This is a genomic window from Asanoa ferruginea (genome assembly GCF_003387075.1).
Taxonomy (GTDB): Bacteria; Actinomycetota; Actinomycetes; order Mycobacteriales; family Micromonosporaceae; genus Asanoa; species Asanoa ferruginea.
This window is the reverse complement of sequence record NZ_QUMQ01000001.1, coordinates 4,006,131-4,032,407: the sequence shown is the minus strand read 5'-3', so window position 1 is coordinate 4,032,407 and position 26,277 is coordinate 4,006,131. Positions and strand designations below refer to the sequence as shown.

Genomic DNA, 26,277 nt, shown 5'->3' with positions numbered 1-26,277 from the left:
GGTGACGGGTACGAACGGGTCAGCGCAGCGCGTACTCCAGAGTGTGACGTTCGTAGTCGAGGAGGCGGAGGTCGCGCATCGGGCGCCGAAGGTGACCCTTGTGCACGATCCGCACGAACGCGGGGTCGCCGGCGGCCGCCATCCGGCGGATGCCCTCCACGTGGTCGACGATCCGCTTGCGGATCGTGCGCACCAGCCGGTGCCGGTCGCGCGGGATCAGCCCGTAGGCGTCGGCGAACATCCGCAGCCGCTGCGGCCGGTTGGGCCGCTTCCAGCCGAGCGTGTAGGAGTCGCGGTCGGAGAACAGCGGCACCCAGGTCCAGGCCGCATAGGCGACGTCGTAGATCCGGGCGCCCGGCGAGGCCAGGTCGAAGTCGATCAACGCCAGGGTGCCGTCGGGCCGCCAGATCACGTTGTGCGGCGCCGCGTCGTGGTGGCAGACCACCTCGGTGTCCGGCGGGGGCGGCCCGAACGAGCGCCAGACGGCGGTCGGCGGGGGCGCGAAGCCGTATTGCGCGTCGTGGAACATCCGCAACATCGTGGCGACGGTGACCAGCGCCTCGTCGGTGACCCAGTGCGGGGCCAGCGGATATTCACCGCACTCGCCTTCGAGGTAGGAGAGCACCTCACGGTTGCGCTCGTCCATCCCGAGCACCCTGGGTGAGCCGGTGAACCCGACATATTCCAGATGGCGCAACAGGGCGTGCACGGACGGCGTCCACGGCCCGGCGTTGCGCCGCACGGTGTCGCCGACACGGACGACCGTGCTGACGTTGCCTCCGCGCAGCGGAACTTCCTGTTGCGTCACGTACGGTCTCCCGAGTCCGGAGGCCTGCGGCTGGTAGGTCACCCGAGGTTACGCGTCCGTGCCAACAAGCGCGTCGACGAACGCCGCCGGTTCGAACGGCGCCAGGTCGTCGGGCCCCTCGCCGAGACCCACGAGCTTGACCGGAATACCCAGTTTCCGCTGTACGGCGATCACGATGCCGCCCTTCGCGGTCCCGTCGAGCTTGGTCAGCACCACACCCGTCACATCGACCACTTCGGTGAACACCCGCGCCTGCTCCAGGCCGTTCTGGCCGGTGGTGGCGTCGAGCACGAGCAGCGTCTCGTCGACCGGGCCGTGCTTCTCCACCACCCGCTTGACCTTGCTGAGTTCGTCCATCAGGCCGACCTTGTTCTGCAGCCGGCCGGCGGTGTCGATCAGCACGGTGTCGACGCCGGTGTCGACGCCCTTCTTGACCGCGTCGAACGCGACGCTGGCCGGGTCGGCGCCCTCGGGGCCGCGGACCACCTCGGCGCCCACCCGGCCCGCCCAGGTGCTCAACTGCTCGGCCGCGGCGGCGCGGAACGTGTCGGCGGCGCCGAGCAGCACCGTGTGCCCATCGGCGATCAGCACCCGGGCGATCTTGCCGCAGGTGGTGGTCTTGCCGGAACCGTTCACGCCGACCACCAGCAGCACCGACGGCTTGCCGGTGACCTTGAGCGAGCGGTCCATGGCCGGGTCGAGCGCCTCGACGAGCTCGGCGGTGAGCAGCCCGCGCAGCTCCGACGGGCTGCGGGTGCCGAGCACCTTGGTGCGCTCGCGGAGCCGGTCGACGATCTCCCGGGTCGCCTCGACGCCGACGTCGGCGCCGATCAGGCTGTCTTCGATCTCTTCCCAGGCATCTTCGTCGAGCCGGTCCCGGGCGAGCACCGCGAGCAGGCCCTTGCCGAACACGTTCTGCGAGCGGGACAGCCGCCCGCGCAGCCGGATCAGCCGCCCGGCGGTGGGCGCCGGCGTCTCGATGACTGGGGTGGGTGGCGCCTCTGCCGGCCGTTCCGGGGCGAGAATCCCTACCCCGGCCTCCTCGCCGGGCTCCTCGGACGGGCCGGTCGGGCGCGGCGGGGCCGGCGGCACGGCCCGGCGGCGGATCCGGGGCACGAGCAGGCCGACCCCAGCCAGCAGCAGCACGCCGGCCAGGACGATTCCGAGGATCACAAATTCCATACCGAAATCCTGACATGCCCGCCGGAGACTCACGCGGCGGCCGGTGTGAGGTGTCGCGCCGGACGACTATGGCGCCGGGCCGCCTGGGTAGAAAGGATGGTCCCGTTCGTTTGCCGTCCTGGAGGTTGAAAACGCATGTCGGGCGCACGTCTGCTGATCGGTCCGGTGCTACGCCGGGTCGTCGACACCCGGGCGACTATCTGGGTCGAGACGGCGGGGCCCGCGGTGGTCACCGTGCGTGCCGAGGGAGGCGCGGAAGGTAAGTCGCGCACCTTCTCCGCGTACGACCATCACTATGCCCTGGTCGTCGTCGAAGGGTTGCCGGCCGACGCGATCACCCCATATGAGGTGTTCGTCGATGACGAGAAGGTCTGGCCCGAGCCCGACTCGGCGTACCCCCGGAGTGTGATCCGCACCCGGCTGAGCGACGACGGCGGCCAGCCGGTCAAGCTGATCTTCGGATCGTGCCGCGAGGCGACGCCGAAGTCGATGGGGCACAAGCTGCCGCCCGACGCGCTCGACGCGTTCGCCCGCCGGCTGATGAACGACGAGGGTGCCCGGCCCGACCTGATGGTGCTGCTCGGCGACCAGGTCTACGCCGACATGACCTCGCAGGAGGTACGCCGGTTCCTGCGCAAGCACCGCAAGCGGCGCAAGGCCAAGCTGACCGACGCCCCGCCGCACCAGGTTGTCTCGTTCCACGAATACACCAAGCTCTACCTGGAGTCGTGGCGCGACCCGGAGATCCGCTGGCTGCTGTCGACCGTGCCCAGTGTGATGATCTTTGATGACCACGAGATCATCGACGACTGGAACTCGTCGGCGTCGTGGCGGGTCGCCGCCAAGGAACAGTCGTGGTGGAGCGAGCGGATCACCAGCGGGCTCGCCTCCTACTGGGTCTACCAGCACCTCGGCAATCTGCACCCCGACGAGCTCGCGGCCGACGCGCTCTACCCGAAGGTGACCGGCGTCGACGACGCGACCGAGATCCTGCGCGAGTTCGGCCAGCGGGTCGACCTCGAGGCCGACGCCGCGCACGACACCGAGCGCTGGCGGGCCACCCAATACCAGTGGTCCTACCGGCTCGACATCGGCCGGACCCGGCTGGTCGTGCTCGACAACCGGTGCAGCCGGGTGCTCGACCCGGCACACCGGGCGATGCTGCCGCCCGGCGAGTGGGCGTGGTTCCTCGACCAGGCGCACGGCGACTACGACCATCTGGTGGTCGGCTCGTCGCTGCCCTGGCTGCTGCCGCACGGCATCCACCACCTCGAGGCGTGGAACGAGCGGCTGGCGGCGTCACCGCGCGGCCCGGTATCCGCTTTCGCCGAGAAGATCCGGCGCGCCGTCGACCTGGAGCACTGGGCGGCGTTCCAGCGCTCGTTCGAAGACCTGGGCACCCTCTTCGCCCGGCTCGGTTCGGGCCCCCGCACCGCCGGCGACGAACGCGTCGGCGCCGGCCCCGCCTACCCCGCTCCGGCGTCGATCAGCGTGCTGTCGGGCGACGTACACCATTCGTATGTGGCTCGGGTGCGCTTCCGCGACCCGGCGGTGACCACACCCGTGCACCAGCTCACCTGCTCACCGATCCACAACGCGGTGCCGGCCGTGATGCGCCCGGTGATGACACTCGGCTGGTGGCGCGGCCCGTCGTCGCTGATCAGGGCGATGGCCAAAGCGGCCGGGGTACGCAAGCCCGGCATCCGCTGGCGCAAGCTGGCCGGCCCCTACTTCGGCAACGCGGTCAGCACGCTGTCGCTGTCGGGCCCGATGGCCGCCGTGGCGATCGAGGGCACCCAGCCCGACGGCACCCTGACCCGGGTCGTCTCGCTCCCGCTGACCGAGCCCGCGGCGGCGGCCCCGCCCACCCCGACCCAGCCGAATCCGGGCGGCGTGCGCGCGACCGAACCGGCATGATGCCGGCATGACCTGGGTTGCACCTGAAATCACACGGCGAAGCGAGCCGTTCGTGGCCGGCGAGCGCGAGATGTTGCAGGGCTGGCTCGACTGGCACCGCGACACCCTGCTCTGGAAGTGCCAGGGCCTGACCGGCGATCAGCTCGTCAAGACCACCGTCGAGCCGGCCACGCTGAGCCTGCTCGGCCTGGTCCGGCACATGGCCGACGTCGAGCGGAGCTGGTCACACCGGGCCGCGGGCATCGCGTTCGAGGGCATCTTCTACACAGACGACAACCGCGACGGCGACCTGCACGACGGGCGGCCCGAGACGGCCGAGGCCGACTTCGCGACGTTCAAGGCCGAGTGCGACAAGGCCGACGCGGTGCTCGCCGACCTGACACTCGACGCCACGTTCATCAGCAGCCGCGGCAACCAGATCAGCGTCCGCTGGGTCTACAACCACATGATCGAGGAATACGCCCGCCACAACGGCCACGCCGACCTGATCCGCGAACGCCTGGACGGCGTAACCGGCGACTGAGCTTTCAGGGGCGGGCGAGCAGCCGCTGGGTGAGAATCGTCAGCACCTCGCCCAGCGCCTCGTGGCTGACCGTGCCCACCTGCTTCAGAAAGAACCGGGTGTCGATGGCGCGTAGCTGCTCGGTCATCACAAAACAGGGCGCACGCAGGCCGTTGCCGGCGTCTGGACGCACGGCGACGTGGTTGGGCACCCCGCGGTCGGTGGTGGTCAACGGGCAGACCAGGGCGAGATTGGGGATGCGCACGAAGTCGTCACCGTGCACGACCAGCACAGGTCGCCGGCCCGCCTGCTCCACGCCGCGCACCGCGGGCACACCGAGATCGGCGACGTAGAGAGTGCCCGCCTTCACCGGTCGTGCACGGTCTGCGGGATGTCATCGACCATGTCCGGTGGCGTGGGGAACGGCCCCGCGGCCGGCAGGTCAGCGTATTCGGGGAACTCTTCCTCGGCCGGCGTCGCGACATGGCCGTGGGCATAGCCAACGGACACCCGCTCCCAGAACTCGTTGCGCTCGGCGATGTCGAGCAGCACGTCGATCTCCTCACCCATCGGTCGACCATGTGCGGCCGCCCATGCGGCCAGCCGGTCGCGGATCCTGGACTCGACGCTGATCGTTGTCTTGCCCATAGCGGCAAGCATAGCGAAGAGCATGCCCACGGGCATGCCCGATCGCATGAGGGTCAGAGGCCGAGCGCGGCCCGGATGTAGGGGAGGTCGTCGGGGCCGGTCCAGCGGTAGGCCGCCATACCTACCGCGCGGGCGCCGCGGACGAAGCGTTCGCTGTCGTCGACGAACAGCACCCGCTCGGGTTGGGTGTCCAGGGCCAGACAGGCCGCGCCGAAGTATTCGGGGGCCGGCTTCGGGATGTGCAGGACCGACGAGTTGATCACGGCGTCGAACTCGTCGGTCAGGCCCAGCGTGCGTAGATCGGCCGGGAGCAGGTCGGTGCCGTTGGTCGCCAGGCCGACCTTGACGCCGGCGGCGCGGGCGTCGCGGATCAGGTCGAGCAGGCCCTGCTCGACGCTGCCGCGGTAGCTCTCCCACTCTTTGACGGCGGCCCGGGCGCGTTCCTCGTCGCCGGTCTGGTCGGTCAGGTCGGCGATGATCACTTCGGCCCACTCGTCGTGGGTGAGGTCGCCGATGATCACCGGCATCAACCGGGACCAGTCGATCGCCGCGGCGTGCAGCGTGCCGGGCTGGAGGCCATGGGTGACCTCGATGCCGTGGATCACGGCCGGGTCCCAGCGGCGCAGGGTGCCGTCGAGGTCGACCAGCAGGGCGGTGGGCTTCGGGCGCATCAGTCTTCCTCGCTGCCGAGCCGCTGGCTGATCACTTCGGTGACGCCGTTGCGCATGGTCACGCCGTAGAGCGCGTCGGCGACCTCCATCGTGCGCTTCTGGTGCGTGATGATGATCAGCTGGCTCTTCTCCCGGAGCTGGGCCATCAGCGTGATGAGCCGGCCGAGGTTGACGTCGTCGAGCGCCGCCTCGACCTCGTCCATGATGTAGAACGGGCTGGGGCGGGCGCGGAAGATCGCGACCAGCATCGCCACCGCGGTCAGCGAGCGCTCGCCGCCGGAGAGCAGCGAGAGCCGCTTGATCTTCTTGCCCGGCGGGCGGGCCTCGACCTCGACGCCGGTGGTGAGCATGTCTTCCGGGTCGGTGAGCACCAGGCGACCCTCGCCGCCCGGGAACAGCACGGTGAAGACCTTCTCGAACTCGCGCGCCGTGTCGTGGTAGGCGCTCGCGAACACCTCGAGGATCCGGTCGTCGACGTCCTTGACCACGGTGAGCAGGTCACGCCGGGTGTTCTTCAGGTCTTCGAGCTGGTCGGAAAGGAACTTGAAGCGCTCTTCGAGAGCCGCGAACTCCTCCAGCGCCAACGGGTTGACCTTGCCGAGCAGGGCCAGTTCGCGCTCGGCCTTCGCCGCACGCTTCTCCTGGGTCGGCCGGTCATAGGGCAGGGGCTCGGGCTCCGGTTCACCCGCCGCGGCGGCCGCGGTCAGAGCAACCTGCGTCGGGGGTACGGGCTGCGCCGGGCCATATTCGGCCACCAGCGTCTCGACGTCGAGCGAGAAGTCTTCCGCGGCCTTGACCTCGAGCTGCTCGATCCGCATCCGCTGCTCGGCCCGGGCCACCTCGTCGCGGTGCACCGCGCTGGTCAGCCGCTCCAGGTCGGCGGACAGCCGCTTGGCCGCCGCGCGGACCTCCTGGAACTCGGCCTCGCGGGCCGACCGCGCCTTGGCGACGGCGTCGCGGGTCTCCTCAGCGGCCGCGAGCGAGACGGCGACGCGGGCGAGCGCCTCGCGGGCGCCGACCTCGACCGCGCGGGCGATCCCGGCGCCGCGGACCCGGGCGGCCCGGCGGGCGGCGGCCCGCTCGCGGGTGGCGCGCTCGGCGGCGGCCTGGCGGGCCAGCGACTCGGCCCGGCCGGCGATCGACGCGACCCGTTCCTCGGCGGTGCGGACGGCGAGCCGCACCTCCATCTCGTTTTGCCGTGCCTGCGGCACCATCGCGGCGAACTGGTCGCGCTCCTCGGTCGACGGCTCCTCGTCGATCGGGGTGGTCTCGGCCAGCGACAGCCGCTCTTCGAGCTCGGCGAGCGCGGTCAGGTCGCGGTCGCGCGCCTCCTCGGCGCGGGCCCGGGAGGCGCCCAGCCGCTCGGTCTCGGCGGTGGCGGAGCGGGCGGCGGCACCGAGTTCGGCGAGGCGGCGGGCGGCGGCGTTGCGCTGCCCCTCGGCCGCGCGCTTCTCCCGCTCGGTGACCTGCACGACCTCTTTGCGGCTGGCGACCGCGGCCCGGCCGGCGGTGAGCTGGGTGCGGAGCTGCTCGATCAGTTCCTCGGCGCGGGCCCGGTTGGCGGCGGCCTCGTCGACCGCGGCCTGCAGCTCGATGAAGCTCTGCGCCTTGGCCGACCCGCCGGCGGCGGTGTAGGCGCCGACCACGTCGCCGTCGGGCGTGACGGCGCGGAGCTGCGGGTTGGCGGTCACCGCCTGGGTCGCCGAGGCCAGGCTGTCGGTGAGGATCACGTCGCGCAGCGCGTAGTGGACGGCGGGACGGATCCGCTCGTCGCAGCGCACCACGTCGGGCGCCCAGCGGGCGCCGTCGGGCAGCGCCGGGCGCAGCGCGTCGGGCGAGCCGATCATGCCGGGGCCGGCGGGCGTGCCGACCAGCAGCGCGGCCCGGCCGGCGTCCTGGATCTTGAGGTAGCGCATCGCCTCGGCGGCCTCGTCGACGCCCGCGACCGCGACCGCGTCGGCCAGCACACCGAGGGCGGCGGCCAGCGCGGCCTCGTGGCCGGGCTCGACGGTCAGCAGGGCGGCCAGGCTGCCCAGCAGGCCGGGCACCTGATCGGCCCGGGCCAGCAGCGCGCCGGCACCGTCTTTGCGGCGCAGGCCGAGGGAAAGCGCCTCCTCGCGGGCCTTCCAGCTCGCCGCGTCTTTCTCGGCAACCCGCTCGCGGCTGGTCAGCTCGCGGACCTCGGCCGCGGCCGCCTCGTGTGCGGCGACCGCCTCGTCGTGCCGGGCGTCGAGGTCGGCGTCGGCCAGGTCGGCCTCCGACGACTCGGCGGCGACGGCGTCGACCTCGGCCTGGGCCCGCTGGGCCCGGGCCTGCGCGTCGGAGTGTGCGGCGGCCAGCCGGGCGATCTCTTCGCTGCCGCTGGTGCTGCGGGCGCGGGCGGCGTTGACCTGGCCGGTGAGCTTGGCCAGTCCTTCGCGCCGATCGGCGATCGCCTTGGCTGCGGCGCGCAGCGCCTGCTCGGCCGCGGCGAGCTGGCGCTCCAGGCCCTGCCGGGACTCGACCGCCTCGGCCAGGTGGGCCTGATCGTCTTTGAGAGCGGCGCGCAGCCGGTCTTCCTGCTCGCGGACCCGCTCCGACTCGGCGGCCAGCTCGTCAGGGTCGCGGCCGGGGCGCTCGTCGTCGGGGGTGGCGCTCAGGTGCCGCAGCCGCTCGCTGGCGAGCTGCTCGGTCGATCGAAAGCGCTCCTGGAGGGCCGAGAGTTTGTACCAGGCGTCCTGGGCGGCGGCCAGCAGCGGCGCGTCTTCGGCCAGCCCGGCCTCCAGTTGGGCCAGGCGGCGCTGCACGTGCTCGTGCTCGTCTTCGACGTATTCGCGCCGCTCGCGCAGGGCCGCCTCGTCGGCGATCTCCTTGTCGAGCGTGGTGCGCAGAGTGAAGAGGTCGTCGGCGAGCAGCCGGAGCCGGGCGTCGCGCAGGTCGGACTGGATGCCCGCGGCGCGCCGGGCCACCTCGGCCTGCTTGCCCAGCGGCTTGAGCTGGCGGCGCAGCTCGGCGGTGAGGTCGGTGAGCCGGTTGAGGTTGGTCTGCATCGCGTCGAGCTTGCGCAGCGCCTTTTCCTTGCGCTTGCGGTGCTTGAGAACGCCGGCGGCCTCTTCGATGAACGCCCGGCGATCTTCCGGTTTCGCGTGCAGAACGGCGTCGAGTTGACCTTGACCGACGATCACGTGCATTTCGCGACCGATGCCGGAATCGCTCAGCAGTTCTTGAATATCGAGCAGCCGGCAGGAGTTGCCGTTGATCTCATATTCGCTTTCGCCGGACCGGAACATCCGACGGGTGATCGACACTTCGGTGTAGTCGATCGGCAACGCGCCGTCTTGGTTGTCGATCGTGAGAGTGACTTCGGCGCGACCCAATGGCGCCCGGCCGGCGGTGCCGGCGAAGATCACGTCTTCCATCTTGCCGCCGCGCAGCGCCTTTGCGCCCTGCTCGCCGAGCACCCAGGAGATGGCGTCGACCACGTTGGACTTGCCAGAGCCGTTGGGCCCCACGACACAGGTGATGCCCGGCTCCAGCCGCAACGTTGTCGCGGATGCGAAGGACTTGAAGCCCTTCACGGTCAAGCTCTTGAGATGCACCTAATCGATCCTCGTCCGACGGCCCGCCGCCGGGGCTCACGTGGTGGTGTCCAGCCTGAAGCCTATCCCGGCAGCACACAGCCAACTGGCAGCGAGGGCTTCCCGGCAGTATGGGTGCGACCGGGTGGTGATGGGGGCGACACGCCGAAAGGGCAAAAAGCTGCGCGCCGACACCTGAGTGGCGGCGCGCTTCTGATGGTGCGTGTGGGTCAGCGAGCCGGATGTCTTCCGGCCGTCAAGATCAGGTCAGTGCGGGTTCCGGGAGCCGGAGCAAACCATCTGCCTCAGCCGCCGCCGCCGCGAGCCGGTCGTTTTCGGCACGCAACCTCGTGATCTCGAACTCAAGTGCCTGAACCCGGGCACGCAATCGGGTGACCTCGTCGAGCAGGCGCCGGTCTGGCGCCGCACCCACGTGGCCGTAGAGGGCCTTCGCCATATCGTCTCCTTGTAATGCGCAGCCGGAAATGGCCGGCCAACGCGCGCCCAATGCCTCGCGACGTCTGCCCACGGGCACAAGTGGGCACGATCGGGCGCGACTGGCGACACCTCCATGTTCCGCCTGCGACCCGCGTTCGTCAAGCGCAACAAGAAAGCCTTAGGAATTCCTTAGGCAGATTGCCCGATTCAGCAGGTCACGTATAGCGTCCCGTGCGGCTTGATGCAACAGGTTCGACCCAAAGGGGTCGCGTTAGGAGGGACCGGGTGCAGGACACCGAGCACGCCGGCACGGGAAAGCACCGCGACCCGCGGCGTACGTTCGGGCCCCTGGGCCTGGCGTTCGTGGTCATGATCATTCTAGGTGGCCTGGGCGCCGGCGCGGCATTCCTGCCCTCCAGCTTCATCGGCACCTCCAAGAGCTCCACACAGGGCGCCATCGCCGGCCCGGGCGACGGTGCTTTCGGCGCCGACACGAGCGGCGTCGAAGACGGCCCGGACAGCGACGGCTACCCCGACGAGACGCTGTCCGAGCCGTCGCCAACGCCGCCGGTCGCCGCACCGACCACCACGCCGGCGCCGAAGCCGACCGCGCGCAAGACCACCCCGGCGCCGAAGAAGACCACGTCGTCGCCGACCAAGCGGTCCAACAGCAGCAGCGGCGGCAACACGGTCTCGACCAGCGGCGCCGGTGGCAGCGAGCAGGCCAAGGTGGTCGCCGAGACCAACCGGCAGCGGGCGATGAACGGCTGCGGCCCGGTGACGGTCAACGCGAAGCTGACCAAGGCCGCCCAGCTGCACAGCGTCGACCAGGCCGAGCACAACACGATGTCGCACGACGGCAGCAACGGCAGCACGCCGTGGGACCGCTCGAAGGCCGCCGGCTACAACAACGCCATCGGCGAGAACGTCGCGATGGGCTACCGCGACGCCGCAGCCGTGATGGACGGCTGGATGAACAGCCCCGGCCACCGGGCCAACATCCTGAACTGCGATGCGAAGGCAATCGGAGTCGGGCTCGCGAAATCCTCGGACGGGAGTCCGTATTGGACCCAGATGTTCGGGTCTGTCGCGTAGTCGACATGTAGCGCGTCGGCGCGGCGCTGGGTCGTTGCCTTCTGCATGACCCAGACCGCCGCCGCCGCGGCGCACGGAGTCCCATCGTGCGCGTCGCACTGATCAACGAAGGCACCTACCCGTACGCGCCCGGAGGCGTCGGCACCTGGTGCCACCAGATTCTGAACGGGCTCGACGGCCACGCGTTCCACGTCGTCGCGCTGACCGGGCACGGAGGCTCACGGGCGCCGGTCTATCCGGTTCCGCCGTCGGTCACCGCCGTCGACACCTACCCCGTCTGGGATCGCCCGGTCAGTGTCTCCGGGCGGGTCGCGCGGCACCGGCGTCGCCGCGCCGCGTCGGCCGCGGCCGTGCTGCTCTGTCGCGGACTGCTCGGTGACGACCCGCACAGCGCCGGCATGTTCGCCGACGGGCTGCGCCGGCTCACCGAACTGTGTGGCGACGGATCACACCCCTTGTTCGGTACGGAGCTCCCCGAAGTGCTGCTCGACGCCTGGCAGGCGTCGGCGGGACCGTCGGCCGGCCGGCCACCCCTGCCCCGGCTCTCGCTGCGCGACGCCCGCGCGGCCGCGTCGCTGATCGAGCACGCGGTGCGCCCGCTCGCCTATCGCACCCCGCGGGTGGATCTGTGCCACCCGGCCGCCGCGGGCCTGCCGGTGCTCGTCGCGCTGGCCGCCAAGTGGCGCGCCGGAACACCGTTCCTGCTCACCGAACACGGCGTCTACCTGCGCGAACGCTATCTGGAATATGGCGCCGCGCTGCCCGTCGCGGTCAAGACCGTGCTGCTGCGGTTCTACCGTGCGCTGGCCCGCCTCGGGTATGCCGAGGCCGAGTTGGTGGCCGCGGTCAGCCGCTTCAACCAGCGCTGGGAGCTGCGGCACGGCGCCCACCCGGCCAAGGTCGTCGTGGTGCCCAACGGGGTCGAGCCGCTGCGCTACCCGCCGCTGGCGACCGAGCCGACGGTGCCGACGATCGCCTGGGTCGGCCGGATCGACCCGCTCAAGGACCTGCACACGCTGATCCGGGCGATGCGCACGATCCGCGACGCCGAGCCGCTGGCCCGGCTGCGGCTGGCCGGCCCGGTGCCGGAGACCGGCCGCGACTACGCGGCGAGCTGCCTCGCCCTGATCGAGCGGCTCGGCCTGCGCGCGGCGGTCGACCTGTCGGGGCCGGTGACCAGCAGCCGCCAGGCGTACGCGGACGGCCACGTGGTCGCCCTGTCGAGCATCTCCGAGGGCCTGCCCTACACGATCATCGAGGCGATGATGTGCGGCCGGCCGACGGTCAGCACCGACGTCGGCGGCGTCTCCGAGGTGGTCGGCCCGGCCGGCCTGATCGTGCCGCCGGGTGACCCGGTCGCCCTCGGCCAGGCCTGCCTGGCGCTGCTCGCCGACCCGGAACGGCGGCGCACGCTCGGCGCGCTCGGCCGGGAACGCGCGCTGGCCCACTTCACCGTCGACCGGATGCTCGCGGCCTACCGCCAGCTCTACGCCGACGTCCGATCCGCCGCCGGGACGGTCGCGGCATGAGCGAGCGCAGCGAGCGAACCAGCCAGCTCAGTGCATCGCGGTCAGGCCCCGCCCAGCGCAGCGAGGCACCCGCATGAGCGAGCGCAGCGAGCGAACCAGCCAGCTCAGTGCATCGCGGTCAGGCCCCGCCCAGCGCAGCGAGGCACCCGCATGAGCGAGCGCAGCGAGCGAACCAGCCAGCTCAGTGCATCGCGGTCAGGCCCCGCCCAGCGCAGCGAGGCACCCGCATGAGCGAGCGCAGCGAGCGAACCAGCCAGCTCAGTGCATCGCGGTCAGGCCCCGCCCAGCGCAGCGAGGCACCCGCATGAGCGAGCGCAGCGAGCGAACCAGCCAGCTCAGTGCATTGCGGTCAGGCCCCGCCGAGCGCAGCGAGGCACCCGCATGAGCGCTCCGACGGTGGGGCCGCAGCGGGTCGGGCCGTTTCCACCGGGAGGGCCGGCGCCGCGGTCCGTCGCCGATCTGGTCGAGCGGTTCGCCGCCGGGAGCGCGGTCGTGGTCGACGTCGACGAGCTGGTCGCGGCGATCGAAGCCGCCGGCATCAGCGATCGGCAGGCGCAGGTCAAGTACGGCGTGCCGACGGTGTTCGCGCTCGGCGAGGCGGTGCTGGCCCGGCTGTGGGCGCAGCGGCACCGGCCGGGTGCCGCACCGGCCCGGCCGGCCGCGCCGCCGTTCGCCCGCGCCGCGCTGGCCCGGGCGGCGCTGTTCCTCACACCGGCCCTGGCCGCGCTCGCCGCGGACGCGACGCTGGCCCGGGTCGGCTGGCCGCTGCTCGCCGCGACGCTGCTGCTCGGCTGGTCCGGCGGTCAGGCGCTGGCCTGCGCCGGGTATGCCCGGGCCGGGCACGGCGCGACCGGTGCGGCCGTGCGCCGGGTGATCGCCGGACTGCTGCTCGGCGCGGGCGGGTGCGCGGCGGCGATCGCGTTCGGCCCGGCCGACCTGGTCGGCGAGCGGACGGTGGCGTACGCCGTCTGCGGTGTAGAACTTCTCGCCTTCGCGGGCACCGCCGCCGCGCTGGTCGGCGACCGGGTGGCCGCGGTGCTGCGCTGGTCGGTGCCGGCCTGGCTGGTCAGCCTGGCGATGCTGGCGGGCCTGCTGCCGGCCCGCTACGGCTGGGTGCTCGGCGCCGCTGTCGGGCTCGCCGCCGCCCGGGCGTTCGTGCCGGCGCTGCGCCGCGACCGGTCCCGGGTACCGGCCCGCACCCCGGTCGCCGCTGTGTTCGCCTACCTGGCGATCGGTGCCGGCCAGGCGGGCGCGTTCCTGCTGGTCTGGCGGCTGGTGCCGGGCGAGGGCGGCACCCCGCCGCCGGCGACCCTCCCGCTGCTGCTGGCCGTACCCCTGATCGAGGTGTTCATCGGTTGGCACGCGGCCAGTGTCGCCGGCGGCCTGGACACCTACGACGACGTGGCCGCCTACCGCCGACACCTGCGCGGCCTGGGCACGGTGACGCTCGCGGCGCTGCTGCCGCCGCTCGCGATCGGCGCGGCGCTCGTGGTGGCCGCGTTCCGGCTGCCATACGAGCTGTCCCGCCACCCGGACGCGCGGGCGTTGGTGCTGGCGGTCGCGGCCGGCGTGCTGCTGGCCGGTGGCTGGGCGGCGACGCTGCTGCTCGCCACGCGGGGCCGGCTGTTGCTCGCCGCGTTCCTGGCGCTCGCGCCGGTCGCCTTCGCGGTGGTACCCGTCGCCGGTTGGCTGGTGGCCGTGCCGGGCGGCGGCGTCGACTCGTTGATCCAGGTGTTGTTGCCCGCGACGGTGGCCGGCCTGGCCGCGACTTCGGTGCTCGGCCTCGCCGCCACCGCACACACCGTCTTCCATCCCGGGAGCTACCGATGACCGAGCTGCCGCGCCGGATTCCCGGCGCCACCACTGCCGTGCCGGCACCGACCCGGCTCGTGCCGCTCTACGTGCACCCGGCCGAGGATCCGCACGCCTGGGACCCGGACGCGCTCGACGGCGCCACCGTGATCGTCAACGTCCACGATGGACCCGGTGCGGTCGTCGACGAGGACTACGTGCTGGCGACCTCGCGCCTGGCGGCCGCCGGCGTGCCGATGCTGGGCTACGTCGACCTGGGCTACTCGGCCCGGCCGATCGCCGACATCCTCGACGACGTCAACCGCTGGGCCGCGTACCCGATGTCGGGTGTGTTCCTGGATCAGTCACCGACCGGCGCCTATGGGCTGGGCCCGGTGGCGCTCGCGGTGCGGGTCGCCCGACGAGCGGGGCTGTTCGCGACCGTGCTCAACCCCGGCACCCCGACCGACCCGGTCTACCGCGAGTTGGGCGTGCCGATCTGCGTGTTCGAGGGCGGCTGGGACGAGTATCAGGAGTGGGACGGCGAGGGCGCGCTGCCCGGCGACGGCCACCTGATCCACAGTGTCCCGCCGTGGCAGCTCGAGCACGCCCGCCGCGTGATGGCCTGGCGTGGCGCGGGTTTCGGCGTGGTCACCGACCGTTGGATGCCGAACCCGTGGCATGGTCTGCCGTCGGATTCGCCGCGTCCGCTGGCGGTTGTGCCGGGATAACGAACCGCACGCCGGTCAGCTCTTCGGACAGCGTCCACAGGCGACGGGCGACCTCCGGATCCTGGGCCGGGCGCACCGGCCGCACCACCGTCGGGTAGCCGCGGCTCTCGGCGAACCCGTCCGGACCGATGAACTGCCCGCCCTCGGCGGCCGTCGCCGTCGCCGCGTAGAGCTGCGGGAGCACGCCCTGGTCGACGTGTTGCGCCATGACCCGGTTGCCGAGCCGCATAAAGCCGCGGGCGAGCCCGGTCGGGCCGGAGGTCTGGAGGTTGGTCGCCGAATAGCCGGGGTGCGCGAGCAGGCTGCGGACGGGATTCGCGGCGGCGCGCAGGCGGCGGTCGAGTTCGAGACCGAACAGCACGTTGGCGAACTTCGACTGCGCGTAGAACGCGGTCGGTGAGTAGCGGCGGGCGCCGGTCAGGTCGTCGAAGTGGATCGAGCCGCGCTTGTGCATCGTCGAGCTGACGGTGACCACGCGGGCGCGGATCATCGGGAAGAGCAAGCCGGTGAGCGCGAAGTGGCCGAGGTGGTTGCACGCGAACTGGCTCTCGTGGCCCTGCGGGCTGAGCCGGCGCGGCGGCATCATCACGCCGGCGTTGTTGACCAGAACGTCGAACGGGTCGAGCGACGCGGCGAAGGACCGCACCGAGTCGAGGTCGGCCAGGTCGAGCGCGCGGAGGTCGAGCGTGGCGCCGGGCACCGCCGCGGCGATCTCGGCACGGGCCCGCTCCCCCTTGGCCAGGTCGCGGACGGCCATCACCACCGAGGCACCGCGGCGGGCGAGTTCGCGGGTCATGGCCAGGCCGAGGCCGCTGTTGGCACCGGTGATCACGAAGGTGCGGCCGGTCTGGTCGGGGATGTCGGCGGCGGTCCAGCGAGAAGCGGTCATGTTCCCAGCATGCCGCGCATGACACTCAGTGTCAACCATGACGTGCGGTGGCGAGATCGGTATAGTGTGCAGCGTGGAGTCGATGGCCGAGCGGAAGCGACAGCTCGTCCGTGACGAGCTCAACGAAGCGGCGATGCGGCTGTTCGCCTTCCGCGGCTACGAAGAGACCACGATCGAGGCGATCACCGAGGCGGCCGGCGTCTCCCGGCGCACGTTCTTCCGCTACTACCGGTCGAAGGAAGACGTGATCGTCGAGTTCATCGGCGGGCTCGGCATGGCAGTGAGCGACACCCTGGCCGCCCGGCCGCCGGGCGAGCCGCCGGCGGTCGCGCTGCGGGCGGCGGTCGGCGTCTTCACCGACAAATACGACGAGGACCAGACCAAGGCATTGGCCATCGCGCGGCTGACGTTACGCACGCCGGCGCTGCTCGGCCGCTATCTCGAGCGCCGGGCGATGTGGCAGGAAGCGCTGGCCCTGGAGCTGGTCGCCCGGCACGGGTTGGCGCCGCGCGACATGCGGGCGCGGCTGGCCGCCGGGCTCGCGCTCGACGCCCTCGACACCGCGGTGTCGGCCTGGGTCGACCAGGAGGGCGCCCGGCCGCTGCCGGAGCTGACCGACGACGCCTTCGCGCTGGTCGCGCCGGCTCTCGCGACGATGATCACCGAGCCCGCGGGCGCGGCTGACACTTCGGGCAGGAGAACGACGAGCGGTTCATGAACGCCTCGCGGCGCATCGGGGTCCCGCAGCGGTTGCAGGGCAGGCCTTCCCGCCCGTACGCGTTGAGGCCCCGCTCGAAATATCCGCTCTCGCCGTTGACGTCGACATAGAGCGCGTCGAAGCTCGTGCCGCCCGCATCGATCGCCTCACCGAGCACGTCGCGCACGTGGCCGAGCAGCCGCAGCGCCGCCGGTTTGGTCAGCCGGTCGGTCTGCCGGGTGCCGTGCAGCTGGGCCCGCCAGAGCGCCTCGTCGGCGTAGATGTTGCCGACCCCGGAGATCAGGCTCTGGTCGAGCAGGGCGCGCTTGACCTCGGTGCGGCGGCGGCGCAGGTTGGCCACGAACGCGTCGTCGGAAAACTCCGGGTCGATCGGGTCGCGGGCGATGTGTGCGATCTCGGCCGGCAGGTCGGCGCCGCCCGCGGAGACCGACAGGCCGCCGAACGTGCGCTGGTCGACGAAGCGCAGCTCGGGGTCGCCGTCGTCGAACCGGAACCGGATCCGCAGGTGGGTCTCGTCGGGCGCGGCGGCCGGCTGGAGCAGCATCTGGCCCGACATGCCCAGGTGACCGATGATCGCGTCGCCGCTGTCGAGCGGCAGCCACAGGTATTTGCCGCGGCGGCGCACGTCGACGACCTGGCGGCCGGCGAGCTGGCCGGCGAAGTCGAGCGGACCGGGCAGGTGGCGGCGCACTGCGCGGGGGTGGGACACCTCCACCGAGGCGATCCGGCGGTGGGCGACATGCTTAGCCAGGCCGGCGCGAACGGTCTCGACCTCGGGTAGCTCGGGCACGGGGTAAACCTATTCGGCGGCGCTCGGCGCGGCCACCTTCTCCGTCACCCGATCGGACAGCTCCCGCCACGCGGTCTCGGCGGCCCGCTGCTCGGCCTCTTTCTTGCTCCGCCCGTCGGCACCGCCGTAGCGCTTGCCGGCCACCACGACCCACGCGGTGAACGTCTTGGCGTGGTCGGGGCCGGCCTCGTCGATGCGGTATTCCGGGACGCCCAGGCTCAGCGTCGCGGTCAGCTCCTGGAGGCTGGTCTTCCAGTCGAGCGCGGCGCCGCGGCCGGCGGACTCCTCCATCAGCGGGTCGAACAGGCGGTGGATCACCACCGCCGTGGTGTCCAGGCCGTATTGCAGGTAGAGCGCGCCGAGCAGGGCCTCGAGGGTGTCGGCCAGGATGCTGTTCTTGTCGCGGCCGCCAGTGGTCTCCTCGCCCTTGCCGAGCAGCAGGTAGGGCCCGAGGCCGCCCGGGCCGAGGCGGCGGGCGACGTCAGCCAGCGCGCGCATGTTGACCACGCTGGCGCGCAGCTTGGCGAGCTGCCCCTCGGGCAGGTCGGGGTGGTTGTTGAAGAGCGCCGTGGTGATCACCACCCCGAGCACCGAGTCGCCGAGGAACTCGAGCCGCTCGTTGGTCGGCAGGCCGCCGTTCTCGTAGGCGTAGGACCGGTGGGTCAACGCCCGCTCGAGGAGGTCGACGTCGAAGCCGATGCCGAACGCGGCCTCCAGGTGGGCGACCGGCGGTCGCCGTCGCTTGTCGTTGGTCATGTGGACACCTCGATCAGGTCGGCGAGCGCCGTCGCGATGCGGGCGATCGCGCGGTTTCGGTGCAGGTGGGTGGCGAGGGCGATGCCCGACGCGATGTCGTCGCCGGTCGCGCCGCCGTGACAGACCACGACGGTGCCGGCCACGCCGAGCAGCGCGGCGGCCCGCGGTGCGGCGCCGCCGGGCGGTGGGCCGCCCGCCATGGCGTAGGCGCCCTCGATGCCTTTGAGCAGGATGTTTCCGGTGAAGCCGTCGGTCACCACGACATCGGCCCGCTCACCGGACGACACGTCGTAGCCCTCGACGAAGCCCACGTAGTGCGCGTCGCCGCCGAGCTTCAGGTCGGCGAGCATGGGGTCGGTGGTCCGCCGGGCGCGGTCGCCCTTGCCCGGCTCGGCACCGATGGAGAGGAGCCCGACCCGGGGGCGGGCGATGTCGTGCACGACGGTGGCGTAGGCGGCGCCGAGCAGGGCGTGGCCGGCCAGCGTGATCGGCCGGGCCTCCAGCGAGCCGCCCACGTCGAGCAGCGCCACCGGGCCGGCGACGGCCGGAATGGTGGCGAGCAGGGCGGGTCGGCGGATGCCGGGCCAGCGGCCCAGGCTGAGCACGGCCGCGGTGACGGTGGCGCCGGTGGAGCCGGCCGAGACCAGCGCGTCGGCGGCGCCCTCGGCGACGGCCAGGGCGGCGCCGCGGACCGTGGTGTCGAAGCGGCCGCCGCGCTGTGGCGGGTCAGCCATGCTGACGGCGCCGAGCAGCGGCCGGACCGACGCGCGGTGGCGTTCGGTGGGTGGCAGGGCAGCGATCAGCTCGTCGGCCACTTCATTCGGGCCAACGAGCAGAAGGCGCACGTCGGGGTCAGCCTCGAACGCTCGCAGAGCGCCGTCAACCACGACGGCGGGAGCTCCGTCCCCGCCGAGGAGGTCAACGGCGATCCGCACGGCGACCGGTTCCGTGAGTGGTGCGGGAACCGGCGCGCCGGGCGTCGACACTGCCCGACCGAAGGTCGGTAGCGTCACGCCGAGGTCAGACCTCGATGACCTGACGGCCGTTGTAGGTGCCGCAGACACTGCACGCGGCGTGCGGCAGCTTCGGCGACTTGCACTGCGGGCAGGCCACGGTCGCGACGGCCGTGCTCTTCCAGTTGGCCCGACGGGACCGGGTGTTGCTCCGCGACATCTTGCGCTTGGGAACAGCCACGGTAGTCACTCTCCTTCTTTGTTAAGTTGCGACAGCGCCGCCCACCGCGGGTCGACCTCGTCATGATGGTGATCAGCGGGCAGGTCGTCGAGCAGCCCCCCGCATTCGGGGCACAGCCCGGGGCAGTCGGCACGGCACACCGGGTTGGGTGGCAACTCGAGCACCACCGCGTCCCGGACCGCCGGCTCCAGGTCGATCAGGTCGCCGTGCAGCCGACCGATCTCGTCTTCTTCGGTCGTCTCGTCCGTGGTGCTGTGCTCGTAGGCATACAGCTCCTGGATGTTGACATCGACCGAGTCGTCGATCGGGCGCAGGCAACGGCCGCACTCGCCGGAGATCGGCACGCTGACCGTCCCGGAGACGAGCACGCCCTCGGACACCGACTCGAGTCGAAGGTCAAGACGCAGGTCGGCGCCTTCCGGCACCCCGATCAGCTCGAGGCCGAGGTCGGACGGTGCCGGGACGACGCGTTCGATTGTGCGCATGGCACCAGGGCGCCGTGGCAGCTCTCGGGTATCGAGGACCAGCGGCGACCGGGCGTCGAGGAAGCTTTGCGTGTTTTTTGGCATAGTCAGACTCCGGCCTAGCGAGGCCGACACGCCAGGTTACCCGAGGCGCCCCGGCGGCGTCGAACCGGCCCGTCGCTGGTGAACCGGTCAGAACGGCAGCGGGCGTTCGTTTTCCTCACCCACGAAGGTGCCGATCTCGCGCAGGGCGTGCATCTTGTCGCGCCCCCGCTCGATCGAGGCTAGCGCCCGGGTCAGGAACTGCTCGAAGTTGGCCAGCGCGGTGTCGACGTAGTCGTCGACCTCTTCCCGGAGTCGCTGCGCCTCGGCGCGGGCCTCGGAGATGATCCGGGCGCCCTCGTGCTCGGCGCTCACGGTGATCTCGTTGACCGAGACCAGGCGGGCGTGTTCGGCCTCACCCTCGCTGATGATCCGGTCGGCCTCGCGCTTGCCCGCGTCCATGATCTTGTCGCGCTCGTCGAGCAGCGCCGCTGCCCGCCGCAGCTCGCTGGGCAGGTCGGCGCGGAGCTCGTCGAGCTTGGCGATCATCGGGCCACGATCGATCATGGCGTTGGCCCGCGACATCGGAACGGCGCGGGCGTTTTCCACCATCGCGATGATCTCGTCGATCTGCTCGAACGGATCCACCGCACTCTCCTGTCATCGTCGACCGGCAGCCGGTCTGCTGCTCCATCCATGATGCGGCCAGGAAGCGACACCCAGGCCAATCCGGGTCGGCGCGTCGCCCAGCGTATCGGCGGCCACGCACCCGGTATAGAACCATGACGATAGGTCGGGGATCGACCAACCGAAAGGTCAGATTGCCCCGTTGCCGGCCAGCCGCTGGCGCAGCGCGGCCAGCACGTGGTCGGGAACATGGGCCGACACGTCGCCGCCCCATTTCGCGACCTCTTTGACCAGGCTCGACGACAGGTATGAGTAGAGCGGGTTGGTCGGCATGAACAACGTCTCGACGCCGGCCAGCCCGATGTTCATCTGCGCCATCTTGAGCTCGTAGTCGAAGTCGCTGACCGCCCGCAGGCCCTTGACCACCACCGGCGCGTGCACGGTCTTGCAGAAATCGACCAGCAGGCCCTGGAACGACTGGATCCGCACGTTGCCGTAGCCGCTGGTCGCCTCGCCCAACATCGCGATCCGCTCGTCGATGCTGAACAGCCCGGTCTTCGACTGGTTGATCAGCACCCCGACGATCACCTCGTCGAACAGCCGGCTGGCCCGGCCGATGACGTCAAGGTGACCATTGGTGACCGGGTCGAACGACCCGGGACACACCGCACGCCTCATGATCGGCGACCGTACCAAAGCGTCGTCTCCCCGTAGCGGCGACTGCGCTCCGACGTGACCCCTTCCACCTGCGGGATCGCCCCGCCCCGGGTGGCACGCTCGACGATCACCAGGGCGTCCGTCGCGAGCCACCCGCCGCGGACGAGCGCGGCCACCGTCGCGGCGATCTCTTCGTTGTCGATGGCGTACGGGGGGTCCGCGAACACGACGTCGTAGGGCGCGCCCTCCGGCCCTCGCCCGAGGACGGCGGCGACCCGGTCGGTGACCAGCCGGGCGGCCGGGCCGGTGTCGAGGGCGTCGAGGTTGGCCCGGATGATGCGGGCGGCCCGCTGGTCGGACTCGACGAGCAGCACGTGCGCGGCGCCCCGCGACAGCGCCTCGATGCCGACCGCGCCGGAGCCGGCGTAGAGATCGGCGAAGCGCGCCCCGTCGAGGTCCAGCGTCGACTCGATGCTGCTGAACAGCGCCTCGCGTACCCGGTCGGAGGTTGGTCTGGTGCCCGCGCCGGGCGGCGCGGCGAGCCGGCGACCGCCGAGCGACCCGGCGACGATCCGGGTCATGACTGCCTACCCATGAGGGTGAACGCTACCTGCCGGGCCGATTCACCGCCGGGGAGCGCTTAGTGACGAGCCGTATATCAACGGTCTCGAATTGATATCACCATTCTTAGGTCTGGCTGATAACGGCGTGTTTCATTCAGAAACCACTAAGGTCTGCGCCTATGCCGGCTGCCGCCCAGCCGGCGCAAAACGTGGCGAAGCCCCTCTCCGAGTCGCGACCGACCTAAGTCGACAGTGACCACGGGTGCTTCGGCTGTGCCCTGAAAACGCCCCTTCCTGTCAGGAGTACGCGTGTTCCACATTCCAACCGCGCTGCGGCGACCGCTCGCCGTCGCTGGGGCCGCAGTCGTCGGCCTCGCCGCGGCGGTCGTCCTCGGCTCGCCGGCCAGCGCACACCACCCAGTGGTTTCCGGCACCGCCTCGTGTGTCGAGGGCAAGTGGCAGGTCGACTGGACGGTCGCCAACAGCGAGAAGGACCTCGCCGGCGACATCACGGGTGTGACCTTCACGCCGACCGCCACGAGCGACACCGTCAAGGTGGGCGCCGTGCTTCCGGCCTACACCGGCAACGACGCGGTCCTGAAGACCACCCAGACGCTCGACATCGCCACCACGTCGGCCACCCTGTCGGTCGACGCGCACTGGCTGCGCAACGGCAAGAACATCAACGCCACGAAGTCGGCGACCGTCACGGTTCCCCGGGGCGGCTGCAAGACCTCGAAGCCGGCGGTGACCTTCACCGACGACTGCACCGGCGACGTCACCGTGGTGGTCTCCAACGGCGCCGAGGCGACCAAGAAGCTGCGCTACGAGATCCTCGTCGAGGGCAGCGAGAAGCCGATCGCCAGTGGCGTCGTCGAGATCGGCAAGTCGTCCGAGCCGATCGTGGTGCCGGCCGGCGAGGGTGACAACCCGCCGAAGATCTCCGTGGTCAGCCGCGGCAAGGAAATCGCGTCGCACACGTGGACCGAGCCCGAGGGCGGCTGTGTCCCCGACATCGCCATCGAGCAGACCTGTGACGAGCTGAGCATCACGGTGACCAACCCGCCGAACGGCCTGGAGTTCGACCTGGTCTTCACGCCCAACACCGGTGCGGCGCAGACCATGAAGGTCGAGAAGGGCAAGACCTCGAAGGTCACCTTCGAGGCCTCCGAGGGCCTGGTCGTCACGCCGAGCGTCGGCGAGGAGAAGCTCGAGCCGATCGCCTGGACGCAGCCGGACGGCTGCGAAGACACCCCGACCCTGCCGAAGACCGGCGCCAACACCGGTGCGATCGCCGGTGGCGCGGGTGGCCTGCTGGTCATCGGCGCGGGCCTGTTCTTCATCGCCCGCCGTCGTCGACTCCGGTTCACCGCCTGATCGCCGCTAGCTGAAAAGACGCGCCACCCCGTGACCGGGGTGGCGCGTCTTTTTGTGTTGGCTGACACGTTGACCTCGGCTCACAGCTTCCCCACCAGCCACATTTCCTATGCTGGCCGCCTCGACCGGGGGGAGCGAACAGGTGTCCACAATGCCAACCAGGACCTGGGAAGGCATGACCATCCCGAGCCCTGGGGTCTATCGGCTCGACCAGGCACACAAGCGGGTCGGTTTCCTCGCCCGGCACATGATGGTCAGCCCGGTCCGCGGCGAGTTCCGCGAGGCCAGCGCGCAGATCGTCGTCGCCGACGACCCGCTCGCGTCGTCGGTCAGCGCGACCATCCACACGGCCAGCCTGACGACCCACAACCCCGACCGGGACGTCCACCTGACCAGCCCCGACTTCCTCGACGTGGTCCGCTTCCCGACGATGGAATACCGCAGCAACGGAATGACCTGGAAGGGCGCCGACGACCCGATCTTCCAGTGGGCCCGACTACGCAACAACAAGCTCAACCGCCGGGCCACGGTGCCCGAGCCGGCGCGCGGGCCGGTCCGCTTCGTCCTGCACGGCCACTTGACGGTCCGCGACGTCACCCGCCCCGTCGACCTACAGGTCGACTTCGGCGGTGCCCGCCGCGACCCCTACGGCCAGGACATCTTCGGCTTCAGCGCGAGCGCCGAGATCGAGCGCGAAGACTACGGCCTGCTCTGGAACGTCACCCTGGAAAGCGGCGGCGTTCTGGTCGGCAAGACCGTGCACATCGAGATCGCCGGCGAGGCCCTGCGCGCCTAGGCCGTGAGCACGCGCTGGTGGAGGGCGGTCACCACCGAGCGGGCCGAGACGAAGGCGCCGTGTTGCCAGGCCACCTCGTGACTCAGCCAGTCGCCGGCGAAGTAGACGCGGCCTGCCGGCTGGAGGAGGAGTTGATAGCCCGGCGAGGTGTAGCGGGGTGAGGTCCAGGCGCCCTCCAGGTATCTGGTGCGGTCCCAGGCCTGCGACCACGACGACACCAGCTCGCTTCGGTATTTCTCGCCGTGGATCTTGACGCCCTGTGCCAGCGCGCGGGCCTCCCGCTCGGCGTGCGGCAGCGCGCTGTACGTGCGGGCCGCGGCGCCGGTGTTGTAGTAGCCGACCACCAGGCCGCGCCGGCCGTGGAAGCCGTACGACGGATACCAGATGTGCTGGAGGTCGAGGTCGGTCTCGGTGATCCCGCCGTAGATCCGGTCGTCCTCCTCCCACCAGCGGCGCTGGTATTCCAGCCCGATCTTGCCGGCAGCCGTGACCCCGAACTCCGAGAGCGCCGCGGTCACCGGCGTGCCGAGGTTGTGCGGGATCCGCGCCATCAGGTGTGGCGGCAGCGTCGCCACGCAGTAGTCGGCCCGCAGCACCCGGGTGGCCTTGCCCTGCCGGTAGGTCACCGCGACACCGGAGCCGGTGTCGGTCACGTCGGTCACTTCGGCACCGACCTTGATCCGGTGGTGGCCGACGGCCTTCGCCAACGCCTTCGGGATCTGGTCCATCCCGCCGACCGGCTGGAACATCAGCATCGCCTGGTCGTAGCCGAGCTCGAAGGAGAAGTAGCGGCCGACGTTGCTGGCGAACACGTCGGACAGGGCCGGCGGCGCGCCGAGCGGCGTACCCTCGTCGGTTCCGGCTCCTGGATAGCTCGCGAAACCGCGCCGGCTGCCGCCGGTGTAACCCAGTGTCGAGCCGAGGGATCCGAAACTCCGCAGGAACGTGGTCAGCCGGTCCTTGTCGGCCGCGGTCAGCGCCGCGTCGAGGGCGCCCTGGTTGGTGGCCTTGGCCAGCAGTTCCGAGACATAGCCGAAGACGTCGGCCTTGGCCGCGCGATAGCGCACCGGCGCGGTCATTCCGGCCGACTCGTTGAAGATCAGCGCGTCGGCATTGGCGTTGGTGAACACCTCGATCGGCACGCCGAGCTCGCGGCAGTAGTCGAGGGTGACCATCCACTGGGCCAGCCGGCCGGGTCCCGCGTTGAGATAGACGCCTTCGCCGAAGCGCGATTTCTGGGTGTTGCCGTCGAGGTCGGTCTGGGTGGTGCCGCCGCGCACGGTGAAGTTGCGGCCGCCGACGATGTCGCGGGCCTCGAGCACGGTGCAGTCGTAGCCGGCCTTGCCCAGCTCGTAGGCGGTGGCCAGGCCGGCGATGCCGCCACCGAGAATCACCACGCTCGCCCGGCCCCGGCCGGTCAGGTGGAAGTCGGCCGGGGTGGGTGCCCGGTAGGCCGGCGCCGCCGCGGCGGCGGTCGGTGCGAGTCCGAGGGCACCCATGGTCGCGAACATCGCGCCGGCTCCGCCGCTGAGACCGACGGCACGAAGGAATCCACGGCGGCTGACGGCGGGCGAGATGGGCTGCTGCGTCATGCGTCCCCCTTCGGGAAGATCATCATGACGCGCAGTCTGTAAGGGTCAGATTTCCTCAGCGGCCTTGCTTTGTAACTGACGTATTTCGATCCGTCAGCGCGAGCCGGCGCAGCCGGCCGGTGGTGTGGCCATCTTCGGAACGGTTTCGATCACCGGGTTGGAGAACACGATCGCCCACTGGCCGGCCGCCTCGTAGGACTTCGGCACCGTGACCTGGATCGGCACCTCGCGGTCGACGGTGGTCAGCACCGTGCCCGCGTCGGTGTCGGCCGAGTGCCAGCAGACCTTGTCGAGCAGGTTGACCAGGTCGGTCGGCGGGAAGCTGGGCGCCGGGATGCCGCACGCCAGGGTGATCGCCGGGTCACCGTAGGCGGCGTTCTGCTCCTGGCCGGCGGTCACCGGGCGCTGCGCCCGGTCGCGGATCGTCTGCGGCAGTTGCGAGAGCAGGGCGCGGCACAGGGTCGTCGCCCGCGGCGACAGGGCCGGCGCGGCCATCGGCACCGGGGTCGTGGCCTGCACCGCCGGACTGGGGGTCGCCGGCGCGGCCTTCGGGTCGTCGGGCGAGAATCGCCAGAACGACACCAACACGATGATCAGGGCGAGGGGCAGGGCCACCGCGGTCGCGATGAGCGCGGCCTGACGGGTCGAACGGTCCACTCAGAGATGCACCACCGAACAGGTGATCGTGCGGGTAATGCCGGGCACGAGCTGCACCCGGGAAACGATCATTTTCCCGAGCTCGTCAAGGGTGTGCGCCTCGGTCAGGGCGATCACCTCGTAGGGACCGGTGACGGCGTCCACCCGGACTACGCCCGGAATATCCGAGATTGACGCGGCCACGTCACGCGCCTTTCCGACCTCGGTCTGGATGAGGATGTACGCCTGGACCACGACCCGTCTCCAATCGCCGCCAACGGCACGAGAAGTGAAACTACCGCAACGG

28 protein-coding genes are annotated in these 26,277 nt (G+C 71.2%); 9 read left to right on the top strand and 19 right to left on the bottom strand.

Features of this window, described 5'->3' with window-relative positions:
• Nucleotides 1-19: 19 nt before the first annotated feature.
• Together DFJ67_RS18885 and ftsY are read right to left on the bottom strand one after the other, a co-directional pair.
• Complete coding sequence (locus DFJ67_RS18885; RefSeq protein ID WP_203784188.1) at nt 20-850, bottom strand: phosphotransferase; 831 nt, start codon at nt 848-850, stop codon at nt 20-22.
• A 6-nt stretch (nt 851-856) separates the two neighbouring features.
• Nucleotides 857-1,990 (bottom strand): signal recognition particle-docking protein FtsY, encoded by a 1,134-nt coding sequence (gene ftsY / locus DFJ67_RS18880; RefSeq protein WP_116069195.1) that lies wholly within the window; start codon nt 1,988-1,990, stop codon nt 857-859.
• A 135-nt stretch (nt 1,991-2,125) separates the two neighbouring features.
• Between ftsY and DFJ67_RS18875 the strand changes: the two genes are divergently transcribed.
• Together DFJ67_RS18875 and DFJ67_RS18870 are read left to right on the top strand one after the other, a co-directional pair.
• Nucleotides 2,126-3,907, top strand: a complete 1,782-nt coding sequence (locus DFJ67_RS18875; RefSeq protein WP_116069194.1) for an alkaline phosphatase D family protein — start codon at nt 2,126-2,128, stop codon at nt 3,905-3,907.
• A 7-nt stretch (nt 3,908-3,914) separates the two neighbouring features.
• On the top strand, nt 3,915-4,430 hold the full coding sequence (locus tag DFJ67_RS18870; protein WP_116069193.1) for a DinB family protein: 516 nt from the start codon (nt 3,915-3,917) through the stop codon (nt 4,428-4,430).
• A 4-nt stretch (nt 4,431-4,434) separates the two neighbouring features.
• Here DFJ67_RS18870 and DFJ67_RS18865 read toward each other — a convergent pair whose 3' ends face one another.
• The 5 genes from DFJ67_RS18865 to DFJ67_RS18845 form a co-directional block, all read right to left on the bottom strand.
• Nucleotides 4,435-4,779, bottom strand: coding sequence for a type II toxin-antitoxin system PemK/MazF family toxin (locus tag DFJ67_RS18865; protein ID WP_116069192.1), 345 nt, complete (start codon nt 4,777-4,779; stop codon nt 4,435-4,437).
• Nucleotides 4,776-5,057 (bottom strand): hypothetical protein, encoded by a 282-nt coding sequence (locus tag DFJ67_RS18860; protein ID WP_116069191.1) that lies wholly within the window; start codon nt 5,055-5,057, stop codon nt 4,776-4,778. Before DFJ67_RS18860 ends, DFJ67_RS18865 begins: the two co-directional genes overlap by 4 nt.
• Nucleotides 5,058-5,110: 53 nt before the next feature.
• The gene (locus DFJ67_RS18855; protein ID WP_116069190.1) at nt 5,111-5,731 is read right to left on the bottom strand and encodes an HAD family hydrolase; all 621 of its coding nucleotides are present in this window, start codon (nt 5,729-5,731) and stop codon (nt 5,111-5,113) included.
• Entirely contained in the window at nt 5,728-9,306 is a 3,579-nt protein-coding gene (gene smc, locus DFJ67_RS18850) for a chromosome segregation protein SMC (RefSeq protein WP_116069189.1), read from the bottom strand. The genes DFJ67_RS18855 and smc overlap by 4 nt, the downstream gene beginning before the upstream one ends.
• Nucleotides 9,307-9,547: 241 nt before the next feature.
• Nucleotides 9,548-9,742, bottom strand: coding sequence for a hypothetical protein (locus tag DFJ67_RS18845; protein ID WP_116069188.1), 195 nt, complete (start codon nt 9,740-9,742; stop codon nt 9,548-9,550).
• Between the two features lie 266 nt (nt 9,743-10,008).
• Between DFJ67_RS18845 and DFJ67_RS18840 the strand changes: the two genes are divergently transcribed.
• The 4 genes from DFJ67_RS18840 (at nt 10,009) to DFJ67_RS18825 (ending at nt 14,869) form a co-directional block, all read left to right on the top strand.
• The gene (locus DFJ67_RS18840) at nt 10,009-10,818 is read left to right on the top strand and encodes a CAP domain-containing protein (RefSeq protein ID WP_116069187.1); all 810 of its coding nucleotides are present in this window, start codon (nt 10,009-10,011) and stop codon (nt 10,816-10,818) included.
• Between the two features lie 86 nt (nt 10,819-10,904).
• Nucleotides 10,905-12,347 carry a GT4 family glycosyltransferase PelF gene (gene pelF / locus DFJ67_RS18835; RefSeq protein WP_116069186.1) on the top strand — a complete coding sequence of 481 codons (1,443 nt, stop codon included), beginning with the start codon at nt 10,905-10,907 and terminating at the stop codon, nt 12,345-12,347.
• Between the two features lie 381 nt (nt 12,348-12,728).
• Nucleotides 12,729-14,177 (top strand): hypothetical protein, encoded by a 1,449-nt coding sequence (locus tag DFJ67_RS18830; protein ID WP_116069185.1) that lies wholly within the window; start codon nt 12,729-12,731, stop codon nt 14,175-14,177.
• Entirely contained in the window at nt 14,174-14,869 is a 696-nt protein-coding gene (locus DFJ67_RS18825) for a spherulation-specific family 4 protein (RefSeq protein WP_116069184.1), read from the top strand. Before DFJ67_RS18830 ends, DFJ67_RS18825 begins: the two co-directional genes overlap by 4 nt.
• Here DFJ67_RS18825 and DFJ67_RS18820 read toward each other — a convergent pair.
• The gene (locus DFJ67_RS18820) at nt 14,790-15,758 is read right to left on the bottom strand and encodes an oxidoreductase (protein ID WP_116069183.1); all 969 of its coding nucleotides are present in this window, start codon (nt 15,756-15,758) and stop codon (nt 14,790-14,792) included. The two genes, DFJ67_RS18825 and DFJ67_RS18820, sit on opposite strands and share 80 nt — an antisense overlap.
• An 82-nt stretch (nt 15,759-15,840) precedes the next feature.
• Between DFJ67_RS18820 and DFJ67_RS18815 the strand changes: the two genes are divergently transcribed.
• Entirely contained in the window at nt 15,841-16,476 is a 636-nt protein-coding gene (locus DFJ67_RS18815; protein ID WP_116076383.1) for a TetR family transcriptional regulator, read from the top strand.
• Here DFJ67_RS18815 and mutM read toward each other — a convergent pair.
• The 8 genes from mutM to rsmD all read right to left on the bottom strand — a co-directional run bounded on the left by mutM (nt 16,418) and on the right by rsmD (nt 21,587).
• Nucleotides 16,418-17,266, bottom strand: coding sequence for a bifunctional DNA-formamidopyrimidine glycosylase/DNA-(apurinic or apyrimidinic site) lyase (mutM, locus tag DFJ67_RS18810; protein ID WP_116069182.1), 849 nt, complete (start codon nt 17,264-17,266; stop codon nt 16,418-16,420). The genes DFJ67_RS18815 and mutM overlap by 59 nt on opposite strands.
• A gap of 9 nt (nt 17,267-17,275) precedes the next feature.
• The gene (gene rnc / locus DFJ67_RS18805; protein WP_116069181.1) at nt 17,276-18,022 is read right to left on the bottom strand and encodes a ribonuclease III; all 747 of its coding nucleotides are present in this window, start codon (nt 18,020-18,022) and stop codon (nt 17,276-17,278) included.
• Nucleotides 18,019-19,008, bottom strand: coding sequence for a phosphate acyltransferase PlsX (locus DFJ67_RS18800; protein ID WP_239097507.1), 990 nt, complete (start codon nt 19,006-19,008; stop codon nt 18,019-18,021). Before DFJ67_RS18800 ends, rnc begins: the two co-directional genes overlap by 4 nt.
• A 34-nt stretch (nt 19,009-19,042) precedes the next feature.
• Nucleotides 19,043-19,216, bottom strand: a complete 174-nt coding sequence (rpmF, locus tag DFJ67_RS18795) for a 50S ribosomal protein L32 (RefSeq protein WP_116076379.1) — start codon at nt 19,214-19,216, stop codon at nt 19,043-19,045.
• 5 nt (nt 19,217-19,221) lie between these two features.
• A complete protein-coding gene (locus DFJ67_RS18790) occupies nt 19,222-19,785 on the bottom strand; it encodes a YceD family protein (protein WP_116069180.1) in 564 nt (187 codons plus the stop codon).
• Nucleotides 19,786-19,872: 87 nt separating this feature from the next.
• Nucleotides 19,873-20,370, bottom strand: coding sequence for an SPFH domain-containing protein (locus tag DFJ67_RS18785; RefSeq protein WP_116069179.1), 498 nt, complete (start codon nt 20,368-20,370; stop codon nt 19,873-19,875).
• Nucleotides 20,371-20,538: 168 nt separating this feature from the next.
• Nucleotides 20,539-21,027: a pantetheine-phosphate adenylyltransferase gene (gene coaD / locus DFJ67_RS18780; RefSeq protein ID WP_116069178.1), complete on the bottom strand. Its 489-nt coding sequence runs from the start codon at nt 21,025-21,027 to the stop codon at nt 20,539-20,541.
• The gene (rsmD, locus tag DFJ67_RS18775; protein ID WP_116069177.1) at nt 21,024-21,587 is read right to left on the bottom strand and encodes a 16S rRNA (guanine(966)-N(2))-methyltransferase RsmD; all 564 of its coding nucleotides are present in this window, start codon (nt 21,585-21,587) and stop codon (nt 21,024-21,026) included. Before rsmD ends, coaD begins: the two co-directional genes overlap by 4 nt.
• 291 nt (nt 21,588-21,878) lie before the next feature.
• On the opposite strand from rsmD, the gene DFJ67_RS18770 reads away from it, so the two are divergent.
• Both DFJ67_RS18770 and DFJ67_RS18765 read left to right on the top strand, forming a co-directional pair.
• Complete coding sequence (locus DFJ67_RS18770) at nt 21,879-22,946, top strand: LPXTG cell wall anchor domain-containing protein (RefSeq protein ID WP_116069176.1); 1,068 nt, start codon at nt 21,879-21,881, stop codon at nt 22,944-22,946.
• 151 nt (nt 22,947-23,097) lie between these two features.
• Entirely contained in the window at nt 23,098-23,742 is a 645-nt protein-coding gene (locus tag DFJ67_RS18765; protein WP_239097504.1) for a YceI family protein, read from the top strand.
• Here the strand turns inward: DFJ67_RS18765 and DFJ67_RS18760 are convergent.
• From DFJ67_RS18760 to DFJ67_RS18750, 3 genes are all read right to left on the bottom strand, one after another.
• Nucleotides 23,739-25,334 carry a flavin monoamine oxidase family protein gene (locus tag DFJ67_RS18760; RefSeq protein WP_203784189.1) on the bottom strand — a complete coding sequence of 532 codons (1,596 nt, stop codon included), beginning with the start codon at nt 25,332-25,334 and terminating at the stop codon, nt 23,739-23,741. The genes DFJ67_RS18765 and DFJ67_RS18760 overlap by 4 nt on opposite strands.
• Before the next feature lie 93 nt (nt 25,335-25,427).
• Nucleotides 25,428-25,991, bottom strand: a complete 564-nt coding sequence (locus tag DFJ67_RS18755) for a DUF3515 family protein (RefSeq protein WP_116069174.1) — start codon at nt 25,989-25,991, stop codon at nt 25,428-25,430.
• Nucleotides 25,992-26,225 (bottom strand): Lrp/AsnC ligand binding domain-containing protein, encoded by a 234-nt coding sequence (locus DFJ67_RS18750; protein ID WP_089254975.1) that lies wholly within the window; start codon nt 26,223-26,225, stop codon nt 25,992-25,994.
• Between the last annotated feature and the right edge of the window lie 52 nt (nt 26,226-26,277).

What these genes read in the sequence shown, in the direction of transcription:
- ftsY (WP_116069195.1), bottom strand. Translation starts at nt 1,990, where the DNA reads ATGGAATTTGTGATCCTCGGAATCGTCCTGGCCGGCGTGCTGCTGCTG.
- DFJ67_RS18875 (WP_116069194.1), top strand. Translation starts at nt 2,126, where the DNA reads ATGTCGGGCGCACGTCTGCTGATCGGTCCGGTGCTACGCCGGGTCGTC.
- DFJ67_RS18870 (WP_116069193.1), top strand. Translation starts at nt 3,915, where the DNA reads ATGACCTGGGTTGCACCTGAAATCACACGGCGAAGCGAGCCGTTCGTG.
- DFJ67_RS18860 (WP_116069191.1), bottom strand. Translation starts at nt 5,057, where the DNA reads ATGGGCAAGACAACGATCAGCGTCGAGTCCAGGATCCGCGACCGGCTG.
- DFJ67_RS18845 (WP_116069188.1), bottom strand. Translation starts at nt 9,742, where the DNA reads ATGGCGAAGGCCCTCTACGGCCACGTGGGTGCGGCGCCAGACCGGCGC.
- DFJ67_RS18830 (WP_116069185.1), top strand. Translation starts at nt 12,729, where the DNA reads ATGAGCGCTCCGACGGTGGGGCCGCAGCGGGTCGGGCCGTTTCCACCG.
- DFJ67_RS18825 (WP_116069184.1), top strand. Translation starts at nt 14,174, where the DNA reads ATGACCGAGCTGCCGCGCCGGATTCCCGGCGCCACCACTGCCGTGCCG.
- DFJ67_RS18820 (WP_116069183.1), bottom strand. Translation starts at nt 15,758, where the DNA reads ATGACCGCTTCTCGCTGGACCGCCGCCGACATCCCCGACCAGACCGGC.
- DFJ67_RS18815 (WP_116076383.1), top strand. Translation starts at nt 15,841, where the DNA reads ATGGCCGAGCGGAAGCGACAGCTCGTCCGTGACGAGCTCAACGAAGCG.
- rnc (WP_116069181.1), bottom strand. Translation starts at nt 18,022, where the DNA reads ATGACCAACGACAAGCGACGGCGACCGCCGGTCGCCCACCTGGAGGCC.
- DFJ67_RS18790 (WP_116069180.1), bottom strand. Translation starts at nt 19,785, where the DNA reads ATGCCAAAAAACACGCAAAGCTTCCTCGACGCCCGGTCGCCGCTGGTC.
- coaD (WP_116069178.1), bottom strand. Translation starts at nt 21,027, where the DNA reads ATGAGGCGTGCGGTGTGTCCCGGGTCGTTCGACCCGGTCACCAATGGT.
- rsmD (WP_116069177.1), bottom strand. Translation starts at nt 21,587, where the DNA reads ATGACCCGGATCGTCGCCGGGTCGCTCGGCGGTCGCCGGCTCGCCGCG.
- DFJ67_RS18765 (WP_239097504.1), top strand. Translation starts at nt 23,098, where the DNA reads ATGCCAACCAGGACCTGGGAAGGCATGACCATCCCGAGCCCTGGGGTC.
- DFJ67_RS18760 (WP_203784189.1), bottom strand. Translation starts at nt 25,334, where the DNA reads ATGACGCAGCAGCCCATCTCGCCCGCCGTCAGCCGCCGTGGATTCCTT.